This window comes from Pseudomonas sp. 34 E 7, from assembly GCF_900005715.1.
In the GTDB taxonomy this organism is placed as follows: Bacteria; Pseudomonadota; Gammaproteobacteria; order Pseudomonadales; family Pseudomonadaceae; genus Aquipseudomonas; species Aquipseudomonas orientalis_A.
Window position 1 is genome coordinate 48,181 of the sequence record NZ_CVTX01000156.1, and the last position, 25,377, is coordinate 73,557.

General features: G+C 62.2%; 23 protein-coding genes. 16 read left to right on the forward strand and 7 right to left on the reverse strand.

The genetic code is table 11. From position 1 onward, the window contains the following. Positions 1-389 precede the first annotated feature (389 nt). The 6 genes from rluB to BFP96_RS19585 all read right to left on the reverse strand — a co-directional run bounded on the left by rluB (position 390) and on the right by BFP96_RS19585 (position 5,317). Positions 390-1,601 carry a 23S rRNA pseudouridine(2605) synthase RluB gene (gene rluB, locus BFP96_RS19560; RefSeq protein ID WP_065887640.1) on the reverse strand — a complete coding sequence of 404 codons (1,212 nt, stop codon included), beginning with the start codon at positions 1,599-1,601 and terminating at the stop codon, positions 390-392. Positions 1,602-1,745: 144 nt separating this feature from the next. Beyond that, entirely contained in the window at positions 1,746-1,937 is a 192-nt protein-coding gene (locus BFP96_RS19565; protein ID WP_065887639.1) for a DUF1289 domain-containing protein, read from the reverse strand. Between the two features lie 127 nt (positions 1,938-2,064). Beyond that, positions 2,065-2,979 (reverse strand): SMC-Scp complex subunit ScpB, encoded by a 915-nt coding sequence (scpB, locus tag BFP96_RS19570; RefSeq protein WP_065887638.1) that lies wholly within the window; start codon positions 2,977-2,979, stop codon positions 2,065-2,067. Positions 2,980-2,991: 12 nt separating this feature from the next. Beyond that, positions 2,992-3,690 (reverse strand): segregation and condensation protein A, encoded by a 699-nt coding sequence (locus BFP96_RS19575; RefSeq protein WP_170827597.1) that lies wholly within the window; start codon positions 3,688-3,690, stop codon positions 2,992-2,994. Positions 3,691-3,810: 120 nt separating this feature from the next. Beyond that, the gene (locus tag BFP96_RS19580) at positions 3,811-4,440 is read right to left on the reverse strand and encodes an L-threonylcarbamoyladenylate synthase (protein WP_065887636.1); all 630 of its coding nucleotides are present in this window, start codon (positions 4,438-4,440) and stop codon (positions 3,811-3,813) included. A gap of 13 nt (positions 4,441-4,453) precedes the next feature. Continuing rightward, positions 4,454-5,317, reverse strand: coding sequence for a PHP domain-containing protein (locus BFP96_RS19585; RefSeq protein ID WP_065936847.1), 864 nt, complete (start codon positions 5,315-5,317; stop codon positions 4,454-4,456). An 87-nt stretch (positions 5,318-5,404) separates the two neighbouring features. Between BFP96_RS19585 and BFP96_RS19590 the strand changes: the two genes are divergently transcribed. The 7 genes from BFP96_RS19590 to BFP96_RS19620 all read left to right on the forward strand — a co-directional run bounded on the left by BFP96_RS19590 (position 5,405) and on the right by BFP96_RS19620 (position 10,935). Beyond that, entirely contained in the window at positions 5,405-6,001 is a 597-nt protein-coding gene (locus BFP96_RS19590) for a septation protein A (protein ID WP_065896412.1), read from the forward strand. A 1-nt stretch (position 6,002) separates the two neighbouring features. Next, positions 6,003-6,302, forward strand: a complete 300-nt coding sequence (locus tag BFP96_RS19595) for a YciI family protein (RefSeq protein ID WP_065887633.1) — start codon at positions 6,003-6,005, stop codon at positions 6,300-6,302. A gap of 106 nt (positions 6,303-6,408) precedes the next feature. Then, positions 6,409-6,816 carry a translation initiation factor 2 gene (locus BFP96_RS19600; protein WP_065895059.1) on the forward strand — a complete coding sequence of 136 codons (408 nt, stop codon included), beginning with the start codon at positions 6,409-6,411 and terminating at the stop codon, positions 6,814-6,816. A 7-nt stretch (positions 6,817-6,823) separates the two neighbouring features. Beyond that, the gene (locus BFP96_RS19605; RefSeq protein ID WP_065887631.1) at positions 6,824-7,501 is read left to right on the forward strand and encodes a response regulator transcription factor; all 678 of its coding nucleotides are present in this window, start codon (positions 6,824-6,826) and stop codon (positions 7,499-7,501) included. A gap of 157 nt (positions 7,502-7,658) precedes the next feature. After that, positions 7,659-8,132, forward strand: coding sequence for an LTXXQ domain protein (locus BFP96_RS19610; protein ID WP_065887630.1), 474 nt, complete (start codon positions 7,659-7,661; stop codon positions 8,130-8,132). 69 nt (positions 8,133-8,201) lie between these two features. Further along, positions 8,202-9,545, forward strand: a complete 1,344-nt coding sequence (locus tag BFP96_RS19615) for a sensor histidine kinase (protein ID WP_065896409.1) — start codon at positions 8,202-8,204, stop codon at positions 9,543-9,545. Between the two features lie 40 nt (positions 9,546-9,585). After that, a complete protein-coding gene (locus BFP96_RS19620) occupies positions 9,586-10,935 on the forward strand; it encodes a CoA transferase (protein ID WP_065935175.1) in 1,350 nt (449 codons plus the stop codon). A gap of 634 nt (positions 10,936-11,569) precedes the next feature. On the opposite strand, the gene arcD (BFP96_RS19625) is transcribed toward BFP96_RS19620, so the two are convergent. Beyond that, a complete protein-coding gene (gene arcD / locus BFP96_RS19625; RefSeq protein ID WP_065936848.1) occupies positions 11,570-12,997 on the reverse strand; it encodes an arginine-ornithine antiporter in 1,428 nt (475 codons plus the stop codon). A gap of 395 nt (positions 12,998-13,392) precedes the next feature. On the opposite strand from arcD (BFP96_RS19625), the gene arcD (BFP96_RS19630) reads away from it, so the two are divergent. From arcD (BFP96_RS19630) to gcvT, 9 genes are all read left to right on the forward strand, one after another. Beyond that, positions 13,393-14,820, forward strand: coding sequence for an arginine-ornithine antiporter (gene arcD, locus BFP96_RS19630; RefSeq protein ID WP_065936849.1), 1,428 nt, complete (start codon positions 13,393-13,395; stop codon positions 14,818-14,820). Positions 14,821-14,844: 24 nt separating this feature from the next. Next, entirely contained in the window at positions 14,845-16,101 is a 1,257-nt protein-coding gene (gene arcA, locus BFP96_RS19635; RefSeq protein ID WP_065896406.1) for an arginine deiminase, read from the forward strand. A gap of 12 nt (positions 16,102-16,113) precedes the next feature. Further along, complete coding sequence (locus tag BFP96_RS19640; protein ID WP_057723821.1) at positions 16,114-17,124, forward strand: ornithine carbamoyltransferase; 1,011 nt, start codon at positions 16,114-16,116, stop codon at positions 17,122-17,124. A 148-nt stretch (positions 17,125-17,272) separates the two neighbouring features. Further along, positions 17,273-18,202 (forward strand): carbamate kinase, encoded by a 930-nt coding sequence (gene arcC / locus BFP96_RS19645; protein WP_065936850.1) that lies wholly within the window; start codon positions 17,273-17,275, stop codon positions 18,200-18,202. 18 nt (positions 18,203-18,220) lie between these two features. Beyond that, a complete protein-coding gene (locus BFP96_RS19650; protein ID WP_065895065.1) occupies positions 18,221-18,583 on the forward strand; it encodes a DUF5064 family protein in 363 nt (120 codons plus the stop codon). Between the two features lie 221 nt (positions 18,584-18,804). After that, a complete protein-coding gene (locus BFP96_RS19655) occupies positions 18,805-20,313 on the forward strand; it encodes a sigma-54-dependent transcriptional regulator (RefSeq protein WP_065887621.1) in 1,509 nt (502 codons plus the stop codon). 428 nt (positions 20,314-20,741) lie between these two features. After that, on the forward strand, positions 20,742-21,125 hold the full coding sequence (gcvH, locus tag BFP96_RS19660; protein ID WP_005790845.1) for a glycine cleavage system protein GcvH: 384 nt from the start codon (positions 20,742-20,744) through the stop codon (positions 21,123-21,125). 10 nt (positions 21,126-21,135) lie between these two features. After that, positions 21,136-23,973: an aminomethyl-transferring glycine dehydrogenase gene (gene gcvP / locus BFP96_RS19665; RefSeq protein ID WP_065936851.1), complete on the forward strand. Its 2,838-nt coding sequence runs from the start codon at positions 21,136-21,138 to the stop codon at positions 23,971-23,973. Positions 23,974-24,070: 97 nt separating this feature from the next. After that, a complete protein-coding gene (gene gcvT, locus BFP96_RS19670; RefSeq protein ID WP_065936852.1) occupies positions 24,071-25,195 on the forward strand; it encodes a glycine cleavage system aminomethyltransferase GcvT in 1,125 nt (374 codons plus the stop codon). Positions 25,196-25,377 lie beyond the last annotated feature (182 nt).

The following is a 25,377-nucleotide window of genomic DNA, read 5'->3' on the forward strand; positions in this document are numbered from 1 at the left end:
CCTGCGTTCGGGCACACCGAGCCTAGGCGAGGTGCCGAGTGGTGGGGCAAGAGCCCTTTGGTTACTTTGGGGCTTTTCCAAAGTGACCCGCCGTAAGGGCGGAACCCTAAGTGGCCATGACCGCAGAAACGGATATGTACTCGATCTGATCCAACATCCTGGTCGGCCCAGAGGCCGCCATCGGGGGCAAGCCCCCTCCCACATTTGGACCTCGGAGCGTCAGGTAGATACGCGTTAGCTCCCTCGCCACAGGTACGGTGTCGCACCAAAATTGTGTAGATACCTATGGCTATCGGGGGCAAGCCCCCTCCCACAGTTGATTGCATTTCAAATTTAGGGGAAAAAAAAGCCAACCCCAGGGTTGGCTTTTTTATGCAGCGGCTACGGCCTCACTGCGGCTTCTTACGACCAAAACCCGGACGCTGACCGGACCCCGCCGGCGCGCCACGGCGCTTGCCCGACGGCTCGTCAGCCACCAGCTTCGGGCCAGGGCGCTTGTTCGCCGCTGGCTTGGCCGGACGCTTGGTGCTGGCGTTGTCGGCCGGACGGTCGGCTTCACCACGGTTGCTGCGACCACCCGACGGAGCCGGACGCGGGGCGCGTGGAGCACGCTCGCCTTCCTGGCGCGATGGCGCGGTTGGACGGCGCTCACCTTCAATCTGCGGCTCGCGGGAAATACGCCCGCCGGTTGCCGGTGCATTCAACGCCGGGCGCAGGGTGCGGGCAACGCGCTCGGTACGCGGCACAGGGCGCGACGATTTACGCTGCATACGCTCAAGCTTGTCTTTGCTCTTGGCGTTCATCTGCGGCATCGCGACCGGCGTCAGGCCGACTTCGGCGCTGAGGATGTCGACTTCGTACTGGCTCATTTCGCGCCAGCGCCCCATCGGCAGGTCGGAGTTGAGGAACACCGGGCCGAAACGCACGCGCTTCAGGCGGCTGACCACCAGGCCCTGGGATTCCCACAGGCGACGGACTTCACGGTTGCGGCCTTCCATCACCACGCAGTGGTACCAGTGGTTGAACCCTTCGCCACCCGGCGCCTGCTTGATGTCGGTGAACTTGGCCGGGCCGTCTTCAAGGACCACACCGGCTTTCAAGCGCTCGATCATCTCGTCATCGACTTCGCCACGTACGCGCACGGCGTATTCGCGGTCCATCTCGTAGGAGGGGTGCATCAGGCGGTTGGCCAATTCACCGTCGGTGGTGAACATCAGCAAACCGGTGGTGTTGATGTCCAGGCGACCGATGTTGATCCAGCGGCCCTCCTTGGGCTTGGGCATTTTGTCGAACACGGTTGGACGGCCTTCCGGGTCGTCACGGGTGCAGATCTCGCCGTCGGGCTTGTTGTACATGATCACGCGGCGTACCGATTCGGCGGCTTCTTCGCGCTTGATGACCTTGCCATCGATGGTGATCGCGTCATGCAGGTCGACGCGCTGGCCAAGGGTGGCCTCGACGCCGTTGACCTTGATGCGCTTCTGGGTGATCCAGGCTTCGACGTCGCGGCGCGAGCCCACGCCGATACGCGCCAGCACCTTTTGCAGTTTTTCGCCTGCTGGGCCGATTTCCTGGCTGTCGTTCTGGTCTTTGTCGTTCATCTTAAGCACCTCCCGGTGGGTCGATTCAGGCGTGGCCTGAAGAGTGTTGAAAGCGGGGCTTTGGCCGAATAGGTCGGCAAAGGGTCGCGAATCATACGCGCATGGCGCGTGTTGCGCATCAGAGAGTAGTCGATAACACCCAAGTCATTTGCTTTTCCGCCGACCGGTGGCGCCCAACGCCAGCAAGCGCAGTTCGGCTTCGGCCAGCACGGTGCGCTTGTCGACTTTGTCGAGTTTCTTCCAGGCGCGGATTTCACGCTTGCTGCGGCCACAGCCGACGCAGATGTCGTCGCTGAACTTGCAGATGCTGATGCAGGGGTCTTTGGTCGAAGTCATAGTTGCTCTCGGACAACGGCGATCAAAATGTGGGAGGGGGCTTGCCCCCGATTGCGGTGTATCAGTGATGGTTGTGCTGACTGACACACTGCAATCGTGGGCAAGCCCCCTCCCACATTGGATCTTGTCAGTCTTCGAGTTGGCGGCGTTCGTTTTCGATCGCCTCGGCCAGCGCCCGGGCTTCGTCTTCCTCGTCGCTCAGCGGCGGCTGTTCGAGGGCGGCGACGGCGGCCAGCAGTTTTTCGCGGGCATCGGCGACGCCGAGGATATCTTCTTCGACGTCGGGCTCGGGCTCAACGTTCACCTCGGTTTGCGGCTCAGCGGCGCCATCACGCAGCAAATCATCAAAGTCGGTCTTGATCCCCTGCTCCATGTCGTCCAGTTCCAGCAGCAAGGTATGGAAACTGGTTTCGTCCTTGGGCTCCTCCGGCTCGGCACTGGCATCGGCCAGCTCCTGCAGGCTCTGCGGCACCGGCGCGTCGTCGAAGTCCAGCACCGGCTCGGCTTCCATCTCGCGCAGCTCGGCCAACGGCGGCAGGTCGTCGAGGTTTTTCAGGTTGAAGTGGTCGAGGAACACTTTGGTGGTGGCGAACATCGCCGGTTTGCCCGGCACGTCACGGTAGCCGACGATGCGAATCCACTCGCGTTCCAGCAGCGTCTTGACGATATGGCTGTTGACCGCCACGCCCCGCACATCTTCGATCTCGCCCCGGGTGATCGGCTGGCGATAGGCGATCAACGCCATGGTCTCCAGCATCGCCCGTGAATAACGCTGCGGGCGTTCCTCCCACAAGCGTCCCACCCACGGGGAAAATTTCTCGCGGATCTGCAGGCGATACCCCGACGCCACTTCACGCAACTCAAAGGCACGACCGTCGCAGGACTTGCGCAGGATCTCCAGCGCCTTCTTGAACACAGGCGGTTCGGGGCGTTCGGCCTCTTCAAAAAGTTCGAACAGGCGCTCCAGGGATTGCGGCTTGCCCGAGGCCAGGAGGAAAGCTTCCAGCAAGGGCGCCAGTTCGCGGGGTTCAGTCAGATTCATCGATTCAGCTCGTTATTCGGCTCGCGCCCGCACATGGATAGCCGCAAACGGCTCATTCTGGACCAGCTCGACCAAGGACTCCTTGACCAGCTCCAGGATCGCCATGAAGGTCACCACCACGCCCAGGCGCCCTTCTTCTGCGGTGAACAGCTCGACAAACGGCACAAAGCCGCCGCCCTTGAGGCGCTCCAGCACATCGCTCATACGCTCGCGGGTGGACAGGGCTTCGCGGCTGACCTGGTGGCTTTCGAACATGTCGCCACGGCGCAGCACCTCGGCCATGGACATCAGCAATTCTTCCAGGCTGACGTCAGGCAACAGCTTGCGCGCGCGCGCCTCGGGCGCGTCCAGCTTGGGCACCACCACATCGCGGCCTACCCGACTCAAACCGTCGATACCTTCGGCCGCAGCCTTGAAGCGCTCGTATTCCTGCAAGCGACGGATCAGTTCGGCGCGCGGGTCATCTTCTTCGGCTTCGACCGCTTCCGAGCGCGGCAGCAGCATGCGCGACTTGATCTCGGCGAGCATGGCGGCCATCACCAGGTATTCGGCGGCCAGTTCCAGTCGCACCGACTGCATCAATTCGACATAGCCCATGTACTGCCGGGTGATTTCCGCCACGGGAATATCGAGGATGTTGATGTTCTGTTTGCGAATCAGGTACAGCAGCAAGTCCAGCGGGCCTTCGAAGGCCTCGAGAAAGACCTCCAGGGCGTCGGGCGGGATGTACAAATCCAGCGGCATTTCCATGACCGCCTGGCCATAGACCATGGCAAATGGCAGTTCCTGCTGGGCGCCCGCCTGGGGATCGACGGTTTCCACGACCGACATTCAGGCCTCGACCATAAACGGCGTAGGGTCGCCGCAGCCCACACGGATCACTTCAGGCTCGCCGTCGGCCAGGTTGATCACGGTAGACGCCTTGCCGCCCCCGAAGCCGCCGTCGATGATCAGATCCACCTGCTTCTCCAGCAACTGGCGCATTTCATACGGGTCTTCCAGCGGTTCGGTATCGCCCGGCATGATCAACGACACGCTCATCAGCGGCTCGCCCAACTCGGCCAACAGCGCCAGGGCGATCGGGTGTTCCGGCACGCGCAGGCCGATGGTGCGCTTCTTCGGGTGCAGCAGCAGGCGCGGCACTTCGCGGGTGGCGTTGAGAATAAAGGTGTAGGGCCCCGGCGTGTGCGCCTTGAGCAAGCGGAAGGTGCCCGTGTCGACCTTGGCGAACAGCCCCAACTGCGACAAGTCGCTGCAGATCAGCGCGAAGTTATGATTCTTGTCCAGCTCACGCAGGCGTCTGACCCGCTCGACCGCGCCCTTGTCGCCGATCTGGCAGCCGATGGCGTAGGACGAATCAGTTGGATAGATCACCACGCCGCCGGCGCGAATGATCTCGACCGCCTGCTTGATCAGGCGCGCCTGGGGGTTTTCCGGATGAATCTGGAAGAATTGACTCACGTGTTCTACCTGTTCAGACGGTGGCAATAATGGGGTCATGCTTGAATCGCCCCCACAACAGCGGCAGATCTTCCGGGACCTGGCGATACTCGCCGATCTCGGACCAGCCGCCTGGGCCATGAAAATCACTGCCGGCACTGACCAGCAGACCAAATTCGCGCGCCAGGATCGCCAGGCTGCCAACCTGCTCGGCAGGTTGATGCCCGTTGACCACTTCGATCGCGTGGCCGCCCGCTCCAATATAGTCGCCGATCAGCTTGCGGCGCTTGCTGCGGGTGAAATCGTAATGCCAGGGGTGCGCCAGGCTGACCCAGGCCCCGGCGGCCCGCAGGGTGCCGACGGTGTCTTCCAGGGTCGGCCAGTGCTGCTTCACATCGCCCAGCTTGCCCGCGCCCAACCATTTACGGAAGGCCTCGGCGCGATCCTTGACGAACCCCTCACGCACCATCCAGTCGGCAAAGTGCGGACGGGCCGGCGCGTTACCGCTGTCGCCCAGTTCCTGCTGGACAGCGCGGGCGCCGTCAAGGGCGCCGGGCATGCCTTTGAGGCTGAGCTTGCGGCTTATTTCTTCGGACCGCAGCCAGCGGCCATCGTGCAATTGGGCGATGGCGGCCACCAGGGCCGGGGCGTTCTGCTCGAAACCGTAGCCGAGCACATGAATGGTGGCACCGCCCCAGGTGCAGGACAATTCAACGCCGTTGACCAGTTGCATGCCCAGTGCATGGGCCGCCGTGCGGGCCTCGTCGAGACCTTCGAGGGTGTCGTGGTCGGTCAGCGACAGCACTCGCACGCCTTTTTCAAACGCACGCGCAACCAGTACCGCTGGCGCCAGGGCGCCGTCGGAGGCCGTGCTGTGGCAGTGCAAATCAACATTCACGGGAGTGTGTAACCTCAAGTCAGCTGGCGCTATCGCAACCAAGGATGTTTGTTATTATGCCGCCACATCCAGCTTCTGGCTCTTACTGTGAAACAATTCATCGACTTCATCCCGCTGTTGCTGTTTTTCATCGTTACCAAACTCGACCCCAGGGTCATCGACATCGCCGGTCACGAACTCTCGTTCGGCGGCATCTACAGTGCCACCGCCGTGCTGATCATCAGCTCCATCGTGGTTTACGGCGCCATCTTCATCTCCCAGCGCAAGCTGGAAAAAAGCCAGTGGCTGACCCTCGTCGCCTGCCTGGTATTCGGCGGCCTGACCCTGGCCTTCCACAGCGAAACCTTCCTCAAGTGGAAAGCCCCGGTGGTCAACTGGCTGTTCGCCCTGGTCTTCATCGGCAGCCACTTCATTGGTGATCGCCTGTTGATCAAGCGGATCATGGGCCACGCGCTGACCTTGCCGGAGCCGATCTGGGTACGCTTGAACGTGGCCTGGATCGTGTTCTTCATCTTCTGCGGTGCCGCCAACCTGTTCGTGGCGTTTACCTTTCAAGACTACTGGGTCGACTTCAAGGTGTTCGGCAGCCTGGCCATGACCCTGCTGTTCCTGGTCGGCCAGGGTATCTACCTGTCGCGCCACCTGCATGACACTGCCGCCACCACGCCGAAAACCGAGGACTGACATGCTCTACGCCATCATTGCCACCGATGTTGCCAACTCGCTGGAAAAACGCCTGAGCGTGCGCCCCGCCCATGTCGAACGCCTCAAGCAGTTGCAAACCGAAGGCCGCATCGTACTGGCCGGCCCGCACCCGGCCGTCGACAGCAACGACCCGGGCGACGCGGGTTTCACCGGCAGCCTGATCGTTGCCGAGTTCGCGTCCCTGGCCGATGCCCAGGCGTGGGCCAAGGCTGATCCGTATGTCGCGGCGGGTGTCTACGCTGATGTCGTGATCAAGCCGTTCAAGCAAGTCCTGCCCTGAGCCCGGTGGCGCCCGACCAAAACGCTTGGGCGCCCGCCTGATGGCTCATTATTCCCGGTAACCTGCCGATAACGTTCTGAATATTCGTGTGGAATCAGGAGTTCCGATGCGCTTACGTCAGTTGTGTCTGTTGGCAGTGTTAACCCTCGGGGCGACGGCCCAGGCTGAAGAGACCTCCAATAGCGGCAGCGCCACGCCGCTGTCCTTGAGTCCCCACAGCCAGGTCACCGAACTGCAGCAACGTTTGAAAGAAAGCGAAGGGCTGCGCGAAGAACTGAGCAAGCAGCTGCAAAGCGCGCAAGCCACCCGCGAAAGCGCGCAACTGAGTCGTCTGCGCCAGGAGAACCAACGCCTGGCCCAGCAACTCAAAGAGACACAGGACGGCGCCTTGACCCGATGGTTGACCGAGCAGCAGCAATGGTTTGTCACCGGTGCGGGCGTCGCACTGATCGCCCTGCTGTGTGGCATCTTCGCCAGCGGTGGGCACCGTCGTCGTCGACAATGGCTAAATTGAGTGAGTCATGAGCGAGCTGTTACTGATAGATGATGACCAGGAGCTCTGCGAGCTGCTGGTCAGTTGGCTGAGCCAGGAAGGTTTCCAGGTGCGCGCCTGCCATGACGGCTCCAGCGCCCGCAAGGCCCTGGCCGAAGCCGCTCCGGCGGCGGTGGTGCTCGACGTGATGCTGCCTGACGGCAGTGGCCTGGAGTTGCTCAAGCAGTTGCGCAACGACCACCCGGAGTTGCCGGTGCTGATGCTGTCGGCCCGGGGCGAACCCCTGGACCGCATCCTCGGCCTGGAACTGGGCGCCGACGATTACCTGGCCAAGCCTTGCGACCCGCGCGAACTCACTGCGCGCCTGCGCGCCGTACTGCGCCGCAGTCATCCGGCTGCGGTGTCGACCCAACTGGAGCTGGGCGACCTGTGCTTCAGCCCGGTGCGCGGGGTGGTCAGCATCGACGAACAGGAATTTACCCTGACGGTCTCCGAAAGCCGCCTGCTCGAGGCCTTGCTGCGCCAACCCGGCGAACCGCTGGATAAACAGGAACTGGCGCAGATCGCCCTGGGCCGCAAATTGACCCTGTACGATCGCAGCCTGGACATGCACGTGAGTAACCTGCGCAAGAAGATCGGCCCGCACCCGGACGGTCGGCCGCGGATCGTGGCGCTGCGTAGCCGTGGTTACTACTACGCACCTTGAGCGTGGGTGACGCGCAGCGTCACGGGATGCATTCCCACGCAGAGCGTGGGAACGATCGGGCCTTACCAAACCTTTACGCTCCGCTGACGGCGGCTGACCTTGCCCTGGGTAATCTACTCACATCCGGACTCACCGGAATAGAGACAGGAGAATCACCATGCGCAAGACCCTTATCGCTTTGATGTTCGCCGCTGCACTGCCTACCGTCGCCATGGCCGCCATGCCGGAAGGCCCAGGTCCAGGCCCAGGCCCGATGGGCGGTCCGGAAGGCCACATGATGGGTGGCCCGGGTCACGGTGAACACGGCCCGCGTGGTAAAGGCGGCCCGTTCCGCCAGCTGGATTTGAGCCCGGAACAACACGAGCAGATCCGCAAGCTGATGGGTGACCAATGGCACGCTCGCAAAGACCTGACCCGCAAGTACCTGGACAAACTGCCGGCCGCCGACCAGAAAGCCATGCAGGACGAGATCGCTGCCGGCAAGCAGAAAACCCAGGCCGATATCCGCGCCATCCTCAAGCCCGACCAGCAGAAGAAGTTCGACGAGATCGTCAAGCAACAAGAGCAGCGTCGTGCCGAATGGAAGGAATTCCAGGCCTGGAAAGCGCAACAGCCGCAAAAAGCGCAATAATGCCCCAGCGTTAATGCTCCCAGCCCAGTGGCTCCCCGCCGCTGGGCTTTTCCTGTTTGAGGGTTTCCCGTGCGGTCATTGTTCTGGCGCATCCTGGCGAGTTTCTGGTTGGCCATCGCCCTGGTTGCGGGGTTGTCGATCCTGCTCGGGCATATGCTGAACCAGGACGCCTGGATTCTCAGCCGCCATCCCGGCCTCAACAATCTGGCGCAAGAGTGGACGCAACTCTACGAAGCCCAGGGCGAAGAGGCTGCCCAGGAGTTGCTGCAGCAACGCAAGCGCCAGTACCACATTGACGTGCAAGTGCTCAACGAGGGCGGCGAGCCGGTGGTACGCGGCACCTTCCCGCGCCGCGCCGCCGCCCTTGAAGCCCGGCAGAATGACAGCCAGGACAGCCACCTGCCCTGGCGCCGCCTGACCGCCGAATACACCAGCGAAAAAACCGGCGACACCTACCTGCTGATCTATCGCATTCCTCATCCGGAGCTGGACGCCTGGCACCGCAGCAGCCTGTTATGGCCGTTCAGCGCCCTGGCCATTGCCCTGGTGGTGCTGACGCTGTTCAGCCTGTTGGTGACGTTGTCGATCACCCGACCGCTCAGCCGACTGCGCGGCGCGGTGCATGACCTGGGCCAGGCCACGTATCAACAGAACAGCCTGGCGCAACTGGCCAACCGCCGCGATGAATTCGGCGTCCTGGCCACCGACTTCAACCGCATGGGCGCCCGCCTGCAAAGCCTGATCGGCAGCCAGCGCCAACTGTTGCGCGACGTCTCCCACGAACTGCGCTCGCCCCTGGCCCGCTTGCGTATCGCCCTGGCCCTGGCCGAACGCGCCAGCCCCGAAGATCGGGAAAAACTCTGGCCGCGCCTGACCCGCGAATGCGACCGCCTGGAAGCCTTGATCAGTGAGATTCTGGTCCTGGCCCGGGTGGATGCCGACAACGCCAGCGCCGAAGAGATCGACCTCAACCCATTGCTCAAGACCCTGCAAAAAGACGCCCAGCTCAGCGCGCCGGAGCAAGAGGTGCAACTGACGGCTGAACCCGACCTGCGCCTCAAGGGCTGGCCGACCATGATCGAGCGCGCCGTGGACAACCTGCTGCGCAATGCCCAGCGCTTCAACCCGGCCGGCCAAGCCATCGAGTTGCACGCGCAGCGGCACGGTGAACGGATCCTGATCAGTGTGCGCGATCACGGCCCCGGCGTTGAAGCCGAGCACCTGAACCAACTGGGCGAGCCGTTCTACCGCGCACCCGGCCAGACCGCGCAAGGTCACGGCCTGGGCCTGGCGATCGCACGTCGCGCCGCCGAACGCCATGGCGGCCAACTGATCCTGGCCAATCATCAGGGCGGCGGCTTTGTCGCCAGTCTCGAACTGCCATTGGTGCCCGGGGTTGCCACACCGGCCTGACGATCTTCTATAGTGGCCCTTCTCTTATGGAGGGCCTTCGATGACCGACCTGCTGACACCCATCCAAGCCGCACTCGATCTGCCGCCTACCCCACTGACCCTGAGCGAGCCCGGCGCCCTGCCCTCGGCCTTTGCCGTGACTGACCTGGCCGCCGCCAGCATCGGCGCCGCCGGTCAGGCCGTTGCCGAGCTTATCCGTCAACAGACCGCACGCTTGCCGAGCATCAGCGTAGACCGTCGCCTCGCCTCGTTGTGGTTTTCCTCATCGATTCGCCCACTGGGCTGGCAAGTGCCGCCGCTGTGGGACCCGATAGCCGGTGACTACGCAAGCGCCGACGGCTGGATTCGCTTGCACACCAACGCGCCCCATCACCGCGCCGCGGCCGAACGGGTGTTGGGCAAGGTCACCGAACGCGCGCAAATGGCGCATAACGTCGCCAAGTGGAACGCCGCCGAACTGGAACAGGCGGTGGTCGACGAAGGCGGTTGCGCGGCGCAAATGCGCACCTGGCAAGCCTGGCAGGGCCACCCCCAGGGCTTGGCGGTGAATGCCGAGCCACTGATACAGCGGCAGGCCTTCGCCACCGCCGGCAACCAACCCTGGCTCGGCACCACGGCCCGACCGCTGGCCGGTATCAAGGTGCTGGATTTGACCCGCGTCCTGGCCGGCCCGGTCGCCAGTCGTTTTCTCGCGGGCCTGGGCGCAGACGTATTGCGCATCGACTCGCCGACCTGGGACGAACCCGGCGTGGTGCCGGAAATGACCCTGGGCAAGCGCTGCGCGCGTCTTGACCTGAAGAGCGCCGAGGGTCGGCAGGTCTTCGAAGCGTTGCTCAGAAACGCCGACATTCTGTTCCACGGTTACCGCGCCGATGCGCTGGAGCAACTGGGCTACGCGAGCGACGCGCTGCAACGCATCGCGCCGGGCCTGATCGATGTCAGCCTCAATGCTTACGGCTGGAGCGGCCCGTGGCGCAATCGGCGCGGCTTTGACAGCCTGGTGCAGATGAGCAGCGGGATTGCCGAGGCCGGGATGGCCTGGAAACAGGTGGATAAGCCGTCGCCGCTGCCGGTGCAGGCGCTGGACCACGCGACCGGGTACCTGATGGCGGCCAGTGCGATCCAAGCCTTGAGCGAACGCTTGAAGTCCGGGCGCGGGGGTTCGGCGCGATTGTCGCTGGCCCGTACGGCGAAGTTATTGGTGGATGCGGGGCAGGTGCCGGAGCAACCGGCGTTGCGGGCCGAAGATGCGGGTGATCAAGGCCTGGTGGTGGAACAGACCGCCTGGGGCCCGGCGCATCGACTGCTGGCGCCGCTGACGATCAGCGGTACGCCGCTGCAATGGGATTTGCCGGCGGGGGAATTGGGGTCGCATCGAGCGCAGTGGTGATCTGAAGACCGCCATCGGGGGCAAGCCCCCTCCCACATTTTGCTTTGTGAACCCATTCAAAAGTGGGAGGGGCTTGCCCCCGATGAGCATAGGTACCTACACAATTTTGGTGCGACACCGCACCTGTGGCGAGGGATCTAACGCGTATCTACCTGGCGCTCCGTGGTCCAAATGTGGGAGGGGGCTTGCCCCCGATGGCGGCCTCTGGGTCGACCAGGATGTTGGATTGGACCGAGTACATATCCGTTTCTGCGGTCACGGCTACTTAGGGTTCCGCTTTTACAGCGGCTCACTTTTGAAAAGCGCAAAAGTAAGCAAAACGCTCTTGCCCCACCACTCGGCACCTCGCCTAGGCTCGGTGTGCCCTCTCTCCGGCTTGAATCCGTGGGCCGCCGCAATGGGCCATCCATGGCCCAGTGCGGCTAACCCGGCGTCCTGCCGGGTTACCCACGGATTCAAGCCTGCGTTCGGCCAGCGTGGTTTAACGGGGCGCCTAGGATCACAAGCAGATCAAGATCAAAAGCCAGATCAAGAGCGGCTCGCTTCGCATCGTGGTTACGGTTGGGCGCTGCTGAGTTGTGTAGATACCTATGCCCCGATGGGGCCAGTACACCCACTATCAATTTCCGACATGTCACAACGACAACACCCCACTGTACAGCCCGTAGGCCGCCACTGCGGCGCCTGCCAGTACACACCCGAAAATGCCTTTTTCCACCGGGGTGAACAACGCCTGGCCCTGCTCGCGCCTGGCCTGGGCGAACAGAATCACACCGGGGGCATACAACAGCGCCGACAGCAGCAGGTATTTCAGGCCGCCGGCATACAAAAGCCATACGGCGTAAGCCAGGGCAATCAGGCCCACCAGCAGGTCCTTGATGCGTCGACGCTGGGCGCCTTCGTAGGTTTCCCCACGCCCGCTCAACAGCACCGCATAGGCCGCCGACCACAGGTACGGCACCAGAATCATCGACGATGCCAGGTAAATCAGGGTGGTGTAGGTACTGGCTGAAAACAGCGTGATGACCAGGAAAACCTGGATCATCACGTTGGTCAGCCACAGCGCGTTGACCGGCACCTGGTTGGCATTTTCCTTCTTCAGGAACGCCGGCATGGTCTTGTCCTGGGCGGTGGCGTAGAGGATTTCGGCACACAGCAACGCCCACGACAGCAGCGCCCCCAGCAACGAAACCGCCAGGCCGAGGCTGATCAATATCGCCCCCCAGGGCCCGACGATATGTTCCAGCACCCCGGCCAGGGAGGGGTTTTGCAATTGCGCCAGTTCCGGCTGGCTCATGATCCCCAGGGACAGCACATTCACCAGCACCAGCAGCGCCAGCACACCGAGAAACCCAATCACCGTGGCACGGCCCACGTCCGCGCGTTTCTCGGCCCGCGCCGAGTAGACGCTGGCACCTTCAATACCGATGAACACAAACACCGTGACCAGCATCATGTGGCGCACCTGCTCCGTCACACTGCCCATTTGCGGGTTGCCCAGGCCCCAGATATCGCGGCTGAAGATGTCGGCCTTGAACGCCACGGCGGCAATCACGATAAACATCAGCAGCGGCACAATTTTCGCCACCGTGGTGACCTGGTTGATGAACGCCGCCTCCTTGATCCCGCGCATCACCAGAAAATGCACGGCCCACAGCAGCACCGACGCACAGCCGATGGCCAGCGGCGTATTACCCTGGCCGAACACCGGAAAAAAGTAACCGAGGGTGCTGAACAGCAAGACGAAGTACCCGACGTTGCCCATCCACGCGCTGATCCAGTAACCCCAGGCGGACGAAAACCCCATGTAGTCGCCAAACCCGGCCTTGGCGTAGGCGTACACGCCGGAATCCAGTTCCGGCTTGCGGTTGGCCAGGGTCTGGAATACGAAGGCCAGGGTCAGCATGCCGACCGCGGTGATCGCCCAGCCGATCAGCACAGCGCCCACGCCAGCGCGCGCGGCCATGTTTTGCGGCAGGGAAAAGATCCCACCGCCAATCATCGAACCCACCACCAGGGCGATCAGGGCACTGAGCCGAAGTTTCTGCGCGGGTTGGGACATTAAAGTTCCTCGGATAAGTTTCTCAGCAGTCACTTGGGCATCAATTCAATTAATGAGTGCAGTGCACTCATAACATAAAGGCATTTAAAAACAGTAAGTTCAGGCTTATTTAGAATTTAAATAAGCGTGACATGACGCAGTCGTCAAACTTCATTAAAAAGTTTGCACATTCGCGAATACGAACTAGCGTCATACATCCACGCCACACCAAATGATTAATCAACACGCAAGAAGCGCTCTGCAAAGCGCTTCTTCGGGATTTTCATCGTCCCACGAACTTCCATGCCAAGTCATTAATTTACAATGGAATGTGCCAATGAAGTGATCTGAGTCAGCTATTTGATTAGCCCACGGAATTATTCTGTGATCTCTCTCTCCTGCATTGGAGTCACACAATGTCTGATTCACCCGGAAAACTAAGGCTTGGCGCACTGGTTGCACTCGTGGTGGGCTCGATGATTGGCGGTGGGATCTTCTCATTGCCGCAAAACATGGCCGCCAGTGCCGACGTCGGCGCGGTGTTGATTGGCTGGGTGATTACCGCGATCGGCATGTTGACCCTCGCCTTCGTGTTCCAGACCCTCGCCAACCGCAAGCCAAACCTGGACGGCGGTGTCTACGCCTACGCCAAGGCCGGCTTCGGCGACTACATGGGGTTCTCGTCCGCCTGGGGTTACTGGATCAGTGCCTGGCTGGGCAACGTCGGGTACTTCGTACTGCTGTTCAGCACCCTCGGTTACTTTTTCCCGATCTTTGGCGAAGGCAACACCCTCGCCGCCGTGATTGGCGCGTCGGTGTTGCTGTGGGCCGTGCATTTCCTGGTGCTGCGCGGGATCAAGGAAGCGGCGTTCATCAACCTGGTGACCACCGTCGCCAAGGTGGTGCCACTGGTGCTGTTCGTGTTGATCGCGCTGTTCGCGTTCAAGCTGGACATCTTCACCGCTGACATCTGGGGCGTGAAAAACCCGGACTTGGGTAGCGTGATGAACCAGGTGCGCAACATGATGCTGGTCACCGTGTGGGTGTTCATCGGTATCGAGGGCGCGAGCATCTTCTCGTCCCGGGCGGAAAAACGCAGCGACGTCGGCAAGGCCACCGTGATCGGTTTTATCACCGTGCTGCTGTTCCTGATGCTGGTGAACGTGCTGTCCCTGGGGATCATGACCCAGCCGGAACTGGCCAAGCTGCAGAACCCGTCGATGGCCGCCGTGCTGGAGCATGTGGTGGGCCACTGGGGCGCGGTGCTGATCAGCGTCGGCTTGATCATTTCCCTGCTGGGCGCGTTGCTGTCATGGGTGCTGCTGTGTGCGGAGATCATGTTCGCCGCCGCCAAGGACCACACCATGCCGGCGTTTCTGCGCCGCGAAAACGCCAACCACGTGCCGGTCAACGCCCTGTGGCTGACCAACGCGATGGTGCAACTGTTCCTGATCATCACGCTGTTTTCCGCCAGCACTTACCTGTCGCTGATCTACCTCGCCACCTCGATGATCCTGGTGCCCTATCTGTGGTCGGCGGCCTACGCCCTGCTGCTGGCGGTACGCGGCGAAACCTACGAGAACGCCTTCAAGGAGCGGCGCAAAGACCTGTTCATCAGCGCCCTCGCCCTGATCTATGCGATCTGGCTGCTCTACGCCGGCGGCACCAAATACCTGCTGCTTTCGGCCCTGCTCTACGCCCCCGGCGCGATCCTGTTCGCCAAGGCCAAGCATGAGCTGGGCAAACCGATATTCACCAACGTCGAGAAGCTGATTTTCACCGCAGTGATCATTGGCGCCCTGGTGGCGGCCTATGGGCTCTACGACGGCTTCCTGACCCTGTAATTGTTGTTCACTGGAGGATCTGTAATGACCACGGAAAAAGTGAAATACGGCGTCCATTCCGAAGCCGGCAAACTGCGCAAAGTCATGGTGTGCTCCCCAGGCCTGGCCCATCAGCGGCTGACCCCCAACAACTGCGACGAACTGCTGTTCGATGACGTGCTCTGGGTGGCCCAGGCCAAACGCGACCACTTCGACTTCGTCACCAAGATGCGCGAGCGGGACATTGATGTGCTGGAAATGCACAACCTGCTGACCGACATCGTCGCCATCCCCGAAGCGCTGGACTGGATTCTGCAGCGCAAGATCACCGCCAATACGGTTGGCCTGGGCCTGGTCGAAGAGGTCGGTTCCTGGCTGCGCAGCCTGGAGCCGCGCAAGATCACCGAGTTCCTGATCGGTGGCGTGTCGGCCGATGATCTGCCGAGCAGCTTCGGTGGCAGGACCATCGAGATGTTCCGCGACTTCCTCGGCCACGCCAGTTTCATCCTGCCGCCGCTGCCCAATACCCAGTTCACCCGCGACACCACCTGCTGGATCTACGGCGGCGTGACGCTCAACCCGATGTACTGGCCGGCGCGACGCCAGGAAACCCTGCTGGCCAGCGCCATCTATAAGTTCCACCCGGAATTCACCAACGCCGACTTCCAGATCTGGTACGGCGACCCCGACCAGGACCACGGCGCCGCCACGCTGGAAGGCGGTGACGTGATGCCAATCGGCAACGGCGTGGTGTTGATCGGCATGGGCGAACGCTCGTCGCACCAGGCCATCGGCCAACTGGCGCGCAATCTGTTCAAGAACAACGCGGTGGAACGGGTGATCGTCGCCGGCCTGCCCAAATCCCGCGCGGCGATGCACCTGGACACGGTGTTCAGCTTCTGCGACCGCGACCTGGTCACCGTCTTCCCCGAAGTGGTCAACCAGATCGTGCCCTTCACCCTGCGCCCTGACGAGAGCAAGCCGCACGGTATCGATATCCAACGCGAGAAAACCAACTTCCTCGAGACCGTCGCCGCAGCGCTCAACCTCAAGGCCCTGCGTGTGGTCGAGACCGGCGGCAACAGCTTCGCCGCCGAACGCGAGCAGTGGGATGACGGCAACAACGTGGTGGCCGTGGAACCTGGCGTGGTGATCGGCTACGACCGCAACACCTACACCAATACCCTGCTGCGCAAGGCCGGGGTGGAAGTCATCACCATCAGCGCCGGTGAACTGGGCCGAGGCCGTGGCGGCGGCCACTGCATGACCTGCCCGATCATCCGCGACCCTATCGACTATTAAGGAGATTCCATCATGGCTTTCAATATGCGCAACCGCAGCCTGCTGTCGCTGATGCACCACACCACCCGCGAGTTGAACTACCTGCTGGACCTGTCCCGCGACCTCAAGCGCGCCAAGTACACCGGCACCGAGCGTGCACACCTCAAAGGCAAGAACATCGCGCTGATCTTTGAAAAAACCTCGACCCGCACCCGTTGCGCGTTCGAAGTGGCGGCTCATGACCAGGGCGCCCACGTCACCTACATCGACCCGGTGTCGTCGCAGATCGGCCACAAGGAAAGCATGAAAGATACGGCCCGTGTACTGGGCCGCATGTTCGACGCCATCGAGTACCGTGGCTTTGCGCAGGAAATCGTCGAAGAGCTGGCCAAGTTCGCCGGCGTGCCGGTGTTCAACGGTCTCACTGCCGAATTCCACCCCACGCAAATGATCGCCGACACCCTGACCATGCGCGAGCACAGCGACAAGCCGCTGCATGACATCAGCTACGCCTACCTCGGGGATGCGCGCTACAACATGGGCAACTCGTTGCTGATGATCGGCGCCAAGCTCGGCATGGACGTGCGCATCGGCGCGCCAAAAGCGCTGTGGCCACACGACGACTTCATCAAGCAGTGCCAGGCCTTCGCTGAAGAAAGCGGCGCACGCATCACCATCACCGAAGACCCGGCCGAAGCGGTCAAGGGTGTGGACTTCATCCACACCGATATCTGGGTGTCCATGGGCGAACCGGTGGAAGCCTGGGACGAGCGTATCGAGCAACTGCTGCCGTACCAGGTCAACGCCAGGATGATGAAGGCCTCGGGCAACCCACGGGTGAAGTTCATGCACTGCCTGCCGGCGTTCCACAACAGCGAAACCAAGGTCGGCAAGGACATCGCCGCACGCTATCCGCACTTGGCCAATGGCGTGGAAGTGACCGAGGAAGTCTTCGAATCGCCGGCCAACATTGCCTTTGAGCAGGCGGAAAACCGCATGCACACCATCAAGGCGATCCTGGTGTCGGCGTTGGCGGATATCTAAACCCTGCTGCGATCACACTGTAGGAGCGAGCTTGCTCGCGAAAAACTCAAGGGCACCGCGTTCATTCAGAATGGGCGCGTTATCGTTGACCTCCTTCGCGAGCAAGCTCGCTCCTACACAGGATTGCGAGCTCTAGAAGGATTGCATTATGCGCATCGTCGTAGCCCTGGGCGGCAACGCCCTCCTGCGCCGTGGTGAACCCATGACCGCGGGCAACCAACGCGCCAATATCCGCATCGCCACCGAGCAGATCGCCAAGATCCACGCCGGCAACGAGCTGGTGATCGCCCACGGCAATGGCCCGCAAGTCGGCCTGCTGTCGTTGCAGGCGGCGGCCTACACCAGCGTCTCGCCCTACCCGCTGGACGTGCTGGGCGCCGAAACCGAAGGCATGATCGGCTACATCATCGAACAGGAACTGGGCAACCTGCTGGACTTCGAAGTGCCCTTCGCCACCCTGCTTACCCAGGTTGAAGTGGACGCCAGGGACCCGGCCTTCCAGAACCCGACCAAGCCCATCGGCCCGGTGTATACCAAAGCCGAAGCCGAAAAACTCGCCGCTGAAAAAGGCTGGGCGATTGCCCCGGATGGCGACAAATACCGCCGTGTGGTGGCCAGCCCCCGCCCGAAACGCATCTTTGAAATCCGCCCGATCAAGTGGCTGCTGGAAAAAAACGCCATCGTGATCTGCGCCGGCGGCGGCGGCATTCCGACGATGTATGGCGAAGACGGCAAGCTGCGCGGTATTGAAGCCGTGATTGATAAAGACTTGTGTTCATCCTTGCTGGCTTCGCAACTGGACGCCGACCTGCTGGTGATCGCCACCGACGTCAACGCCGCCTTTATCGACTACGGCAAGCCCACCCAGAAGGCCATCGGCCACGCCCACCCGGACGAAATGGAAAAACTCGGCTTCGCCGCCGGCTCCATGGGGCCCAAGGTGCAAGCGGCCTGCGAGTTCGCCCGTCAGACTGGCAAAACCGCCGTGATCGGTTCACTCTCGGACATCGAAGCCATCGTCCAGGGCCACGCCGGCACCCGCATCAGCACGGCGACACCTGGCATCACCTATCTGTGAAGTAGAGGAGATTTGCCTATGGCTACCTTTGAACCGGGACACTTGCACGTCGAACGTCACGCACTCAACGAGCATGACTACAGCTACAACCTGTGCATCGACTATGAAGTCAGCCAGGACCCCAAGGAAGGCAAGGGCATGTTGTTCAAGCTGCACGGTTCGGTGCAGGGCAAGGACCTCAAGGAAGAGTTCTTCCTGCCCAAGGACCAGGCGTTCGACTTTGCCCGGCATGCGATGAACATCGCGCAGAAATACGGCATGCCGAAAATGGCCGTGCTGAACGGGTCGATGCACAAGCAGTACGACTTGATGTTCGAAGATGTGCGCCATCAGCTGGATGTGAAATCCGGCGACCCGGTCAAGCCCGAACACCTGGAGTAACCCCACTGCACTGACACAACACTGTGCAAAATGTGGGAGGGGGCTTGCCCCCGATAGCGGTGAATCAGCCAACAAGTCTGTAGCTGACACACCGCATCGGGGGCAAGTCGAATCGTCGCACCGCCCCTCCCACATTTGATCTCCATCAGTTGTCAGATTTCACCTGCGCCCCGCGCCAAGGCATACTTGCCGCCTCTGCTCCCCAGAATTGCAATCGCCCCATGCGTATCCACGTCAGCTTCATCGACCGCGTCGGCATCACCCAGGAAGTCCTGGCCCTGCTGGGTGGGCGCAACCTCAACCTGGATGCGGTGGAGATGGTGCCGCCCAACGTCTATATCGACGCACCGACCTTGAGCGCCGAGGTGCTCGAGGAACTGCGCGATGCGTTGTTCAGCGTGCAGGGCGTACAGGCGGTGACGGTGGTCGACATCCTTCCCGGCCAGCGCCGCCACCTGCAACTCGACGCGCTGCTGGCGGCGATGACCGACCCGGTGCTGGCCCTGGACAGCGCGGGCACGATCCTGTTGGCCAACCCGGCGTTGATCGCCCTCTACGGGCGCGAACCGGCCGGGGAAAGCATCGCCGAGCTGTTCAGCGACCCAGGGCTGCTGGACACCTTGCTGGAACATGGCTTTCGCCTGCCGTTGCGCGAGATCAGCGTCAACGGCCAGACCCTGTTGCTGGACGCCACGCCGATCACCGATGCCGGCGCCCTGCTCACCCTCTACCCGCCCAACCGCATCGGCGAGCAACTGTCGGCGCTGCACCACGACCATGCCGAAGGTTTCGACGCGCTGTTGGGCGAATCCCCGGTCATCCGCACCTTGAAGGCGCGCGCGCAACGCGTGGCGGCGCTGGATGCCCCGCTGTTGATCCAGGGCGAAACCGGCACCGGCAAAGAGTTGGTGGCGCGTGCCTGCCATGCGATCAGCGCCCGTCACAGTGCACCGTTCCTGGCACTGAACTGTGCCGCACTGCCGGAGAATCTCGCCGAGAGTGAATTGTTCGGGTATGCCCCCGGGGCCTTTACCGGCGCCCAGCGCGGCGGCAAGCCGGGGCTGATGGAGTTGGCCAACCAGGGCACGGTGTTCCTCGATGAAATCGGCGAAATGTCGCCGTACCTGCAGGCCAAGTTGCTGCGCTTTCTCAACGACGGCAGCTTTCGCCGGGTGGGCGGCGACCGCGAAGTGAAGGTCAATGTGCGCATCCTCAGCGCCACCCACCGCGACCTGGAAAAGATGGTCAGCGAAGGCACCTTTCGCGAAGACCTGTTCTACCGCCTCAACGTACTCAACGTTGAAGTACCGCCGTTGCGCGCACGCGGCCAGGACATCCTGCTGCTGGCGCGCTACTTCATGCAGCAGGCCTGCGCGCAGATCCAGCGCCCCGTCTGCCGCCTGGCGCCCGGTACTTACCCGGCGCTGCTGGGCAACCGTTGGCCGGGCAACGTGCGCCAGTTGCAAAACGTGATCTTCCGCGCCGCCGCCATCTGTGAAAGCAGCCTGGTGGACATCGGCGACCTCGACATCGCCGGCACGTCCGTCGCCCGCCAGAGCGACGGCGAAATCGACAGCCTGGAACAAGCGGTGGAACACTTCGAGCGCGACCTGCTGGAAAAGCTCTACACCAGCTACCCCTCGACCCGCCAACTGGCCAGCCGTCTGCAAACCTCCCATACCGCGATTGCCCATCGTTTGCGCAAGTACGGCATTCCCAACAAGCCCTAGCTCCAAAAGTCAGCAGATTTAAATGTGGAATACAAACCCATGTGGGAGGGGGCTTGCCCCCGATAGCATTGTGTCAGTCAACTCATCCATTGCTGACCCACCGCAATCGGGGGCAAGCCCCTCCCACATTTGAAAGGCATTCCAGGTTTTGGTCTGAGAACGACGTCCGCTGTCCTGAAATCGCTACAGCGTAACGATATCGCTACAACCTTGCTTTTCGCGCGCCATGCAAGGCTTTGATCCACATAGCCTTTTTTTCTCAGGCCGAACTGTAGCGAAATCGCTACAGCCAAAACCCACAGCATCACCACCCATTTTGATAACCCATTGTTTTGTAACACTTTAATAACCTTGGCCGCGATATTGCTAAGCAACTCCCCATTATTCCAATCCCGTCCACCAGACGAATCTGGCCCTGAGGAGTTTCCATGAGCGAGTTGCGTTTCACTGAAGATCACGAATGGCTGCGCGCCGAAGCCGATGGCAGCGTCACCGTGGGCATTACCGCTTTTGCGCAGAACGCGCTGGGTGATGTGGTTTTCGTGCAACTGCCTGAGCTGCAGGCCTACGACAAGGGCGCCGAAGCGTCCACCGTGGAATCGGTCAAGGCCGCCAGCGGTGTGTACATGCCCCTGGACGGTGAAGTCCTCGAAGTGAATGACAAACTCGATGGCAGCCCCGAACTGGTCAACGAAGACCCGATGGGCGAAGGTTGGTTCTTCCGCTTTAAACCAGCCGACGCCGATGCAGTGGCTAAGCTGTTGGATCAGGATGCGTACGACCGCCTGATCAAAGCCAACGCTGAAGCCTGAGGAGCGCGCCATGACCGTTAATCTGACCACCGCCAACGAATTCATCGCCCGCCACATCGGCCCGCGCCAGGAAGACGAGCAGCACATGCTCGCCAGCCTGGGTTTTGACTCCCTCGAAGCCCTGAGCGCCAGCGTGATCCCGGAAAGCATCAAGGGCACCAGCGTGCTCGGCCTGGAAGACGGCCTGAGCGAAGCCCAGGCCCTGGCCAGGATCAAGACCATCGCCGGCCAGAACCAACTGTTCAAGACCTATATCGGCCAGGGCTACTACAACTGCCATACGCCGTCGCCGATCCTGCGTAACCTCCTGGAAAACCCGGCCTGGTACACCGCCTACACCCCGTACCAGCCGGAGATTTCCCAGGGCCGCCTGGAAGCGCTGCTGAACTTCCAGACCCTGATCAGCGACCTCACCGGTCTGCCGATCGCCAACGCCTCCTTGCTCGACGAAGCCACCGCCGCCGCCGAAGCCATGACCTTCTGCAAGCGCCTGAGCAAGAACAAAGGCAGCAACGCGTTCTTCGCCTCGGTGCACAGCCACCCGCAAACCCTCGACGTTCTGCGCACCCGCGCCGAGCCACTGGGCATCGATGTGGTGGTGGGCGATGAGCGCGAACTGAGCGACGTCAGCGCATTCTTCGGCGCCCTGCTGCAATACCCGGCGAGCAACGGTGATGTGTTCGATTATCGCGAGTTGACCGAGCGCTTCCACGCCGCCAATGCGCTGGTCGCCGTGGCCGCCGACCTGCTGGCCCTGACCCTGCTGACCCCGCCGGGCGAGTTCGGCGCCGACGTAGCCATCGGCAGCGCGCAGCGCTTCGGCGTGCCACTGGGCTTTGGCGGCCCGCATGCGGCGTACTTCTCCACCAAGGATGCGTTCAAGCGCGACATGCCGGGCCGTCTGGTCGGTGTGTCGGTGGACCGTTTCGGCAAGCCGGCCCTGCGCCTGGCCATGCAGACCCGCGAGCAACATATCCGCCGCGAGAAAGCCACCAGCAACATCTGCACCGCCCAAGTGCTGTTGGCCAACATCGCCAGCATGTACGCCGTTTACCATGGCCCTGAAGGCCTGACCCAGATCGCCCGGCGTATTCACCAACTGACCGCGATCCTGGCCAAGGGCCTGACCGCCCTGGGCCTGAAGGTCGAGCAGGAACACTTCTTCGACACGATCACCCTCAACACCGGCGCAAACACTGCCGCCCTGCACGACAAGGCGCGCACCCAGCGCATTAACCTGCGCGTAGTGGACGGCGAGCGCGTTGGCCTGTCGATCGACGAGACCACCACCCAGGCCGATATCGAAGCCCTGTGGACCATCTTCGCCGACGGCAAGGCCCTGCCCGCCTTTGCCGCCACCGAAAGCACCCTGCCGAGCGCCCTGCTGCGCCAGTCGCCGATCCTCAGCCACCCGGTGTTCAACCGTTACCATTCGGAAACCGAGCTGATGCGCTACCTGCGCAAACTGGCCGACAAGGACCTGGCGCTGGACCGCACCATGATCCCACTGGGTTCGTGCACCATGAAACTCAACGCCGCCAGCGAAATGATCCCGGTGACCTGGGCCGAATTCGGTGCCCTGCACCCGTTCGCCCCGGCCGCACAAAGCGCCGGCTATCAACAACTGACCAGCGAACTGGAGGCCATGCTCTGCGCGGCCACCGGTTACGACGCCATTTCCCTGCAACCGAACGCCGGTTCCCAGGGTGAATACGCCGGCCTCCTGGCGATCCGCGCCTACCACCAGAGCCGTGGCGAAGCGCGTCGCGACATCTGCCTGATCCCATCGTCGGCCCACGGCACCAACCCGGCGACCGCCAACATGGCCGGCATGCGCGTGGTGGTCACCGCCTGCGACGCACGGGGCAACGTCGACATCGAGGACCTGCGCGCCAAGGCCATCGAGCACCGCGAGCACCTCGCTGCGCTGATGATCACCTACCCGTCTACCCACGGTGTGTTCGAGGAAGGCATTCGCGACATCTGCGCGATCATCCACGACAACGGCGGCCAGGTGTACATCGACGGCGCCAACATGAACGCCATGGTGGGCCTGTGCGCACCGGGCAAGTTCGGCGGCGACGTCTCCCACCTGAACCTGCACAAAACCTTCTGCATTCCCCACGGCGGTGGCGGCCCGGGCGTTGGCCCGATTGGCGTCAAGTCGCACCTCACGCCCTTCCTGCCAGGCCATGCGGCCATGGAGCGCAAGGAAGGCGCGGTGTGTGCCGCACCGTTCGGCAGCGCAAGCATTTTGCCGATCACCTGGATGTACATCAGCATGATGGGCGGCGCGGGCCTCAAGCGCGCGTCGCAGCTGGCGATCCTGAATGCCAACTACATTTCCCGTCGCCTGGAAGAGCACTACCCGGTGCTGTACACCGGCAGCAACGGCCTGGTCGCGCACGAATGCATCCTCGATCTGCGCCCGCTCAAGGACAGCAGCGGCATCAGCGTGGACGACGTGGCCAAGCGCCTGATCGACTTCGGCTTCCATGCGCCGACCATGTCGTTCCCGGTGGCCGGCACCTTGATGATCGAGCCGACCGAAAGTGAATCCAGGGAAGAACTGGACCGCTTCTGCGAGGCCATGATCGCCATTCGCGAAGAGATTCGCGCCGTGGAAAACGGCACCCTGGACAAGGACGACAACCCCCTCAAGAACGCCCCGCATACCGCAGCGGAACTGGTGGGCGAGTGGACGCACCCGTACAGCCGTGAACAGGCGGTGTACCCGGTAGCCTCGTTGATCGAAGGCAAGTACTGGCCGCCGGTGGGCCGGGTCGACAACGTGTTTGGCGATCGCAACCTGGTGTGTGCGTGCCCGTCGATCGAGAGCTACGCGTAATCCGCCTGACTGAAAGGGGTCAAAAAATGTGGGAGGGGCTTGCTCCCTCCCACACTTGACCGAGTCGGCCTCGAAAAATAAGTTTCAGGAGCTGAACATGTCCACCGAAACCCTGTTGAAAACCCCATTGCACGCGCTGCACCTCGAACTGGGCGCGCGCATGGTGCCCTTCGCCGGCTACGACATGCCGGTGCAATACCCGCTGGGCGTCATGAAAGAGCACCTGCACACCCGTGAACAGGCCGGCCTGTTCGATGTGTCGCACATGGGCCAGATCCGCCTGACCGGCGCCAATGCCGCCAAAGCCCTGGAAACCCTGGTGCCGGTCGACATCATCGACCTGCCGGTAGGCATGCAGCGCTACGCGATGTTCACCAACGAGCAGGGCGGCATCCTCGACGACCTGATGGTGGCCAACCTGGGCAATGACGAACTGTTCCTGGTGGTCAATGCCGCCTGCAAGGACCAGGACCTGGCGCACCTGCGCCAGCACATCGGCGACCAGTGCAGCATCGAACCGTTGTTCGAAGCCCGCGCATTGCTGGCCCTGCAAGGCCCGGCGGCGGTAAAGGTGCTGGCGCGCCTGGCACCGCAAGTCACCCAGATGACGTTCATGCAATTCGCCACCCTGCGCCTGCTGGGTGTGGACTGCTACGTCAGCCGCTCCGGCTATACCGGTGAAGACGGTTTCGAAATTTCCGTACCGGCTGAAAATGCCGAGAGCCTGGCCCGCAGCCTGCTGGCCGAAGCCGAAGTGCAGGCGATCGGCCTGGGTGCGCGCGACTCCCTGCGCCTTGAGGCCGGCCTGTGCCTGTACGGGCATGACATGGACACCGAGACCACCCCAATCGAAGCCAGCCTGCTGTGGGCGATTTCCAAAGCGCGCCGTGCCGATGGCGCGCGTGCCGGCGACTTCCCTGGCGCAGACCGGATCTTCACCCAGCAGCAAACCGGGGTGAACCGCAAACGCGTCGGCCTGCTGCCCCAGGAACGCACTCCGGTACGTGAAGGCGCTGAAATCGTCGACGCAGAGGGCGCGGTGATTGGCAGCGTGTGCAGCGGTGGCTTTGGTCCCTCTCTGGGCGGACCGTTGGCGATGGGTTACCTGGACAGCGCCTTTACCGCACTGGATACCGAGGTTTCTGCGCTGGTGCGTGGGAAAAAGGTGCCATTACGTGTAAGTAAAATGCCATTTGTACCGCAACGTTACTTCCGTGGCTGATAGATCGTTTCCATAAGTAACGCGGCTGCGCTACGTGCACTAAACTGTAACGCAGCCGCCATATAACAGTGCACAATCGATAGTCTTTGTTATAGGGATTGCCCTATAACAAGTGAGCACGCCTATCGAATAAGCCGGCGTGAATTTATTCACCAAACTGTCATCAGCCCGAGCAAAACCGG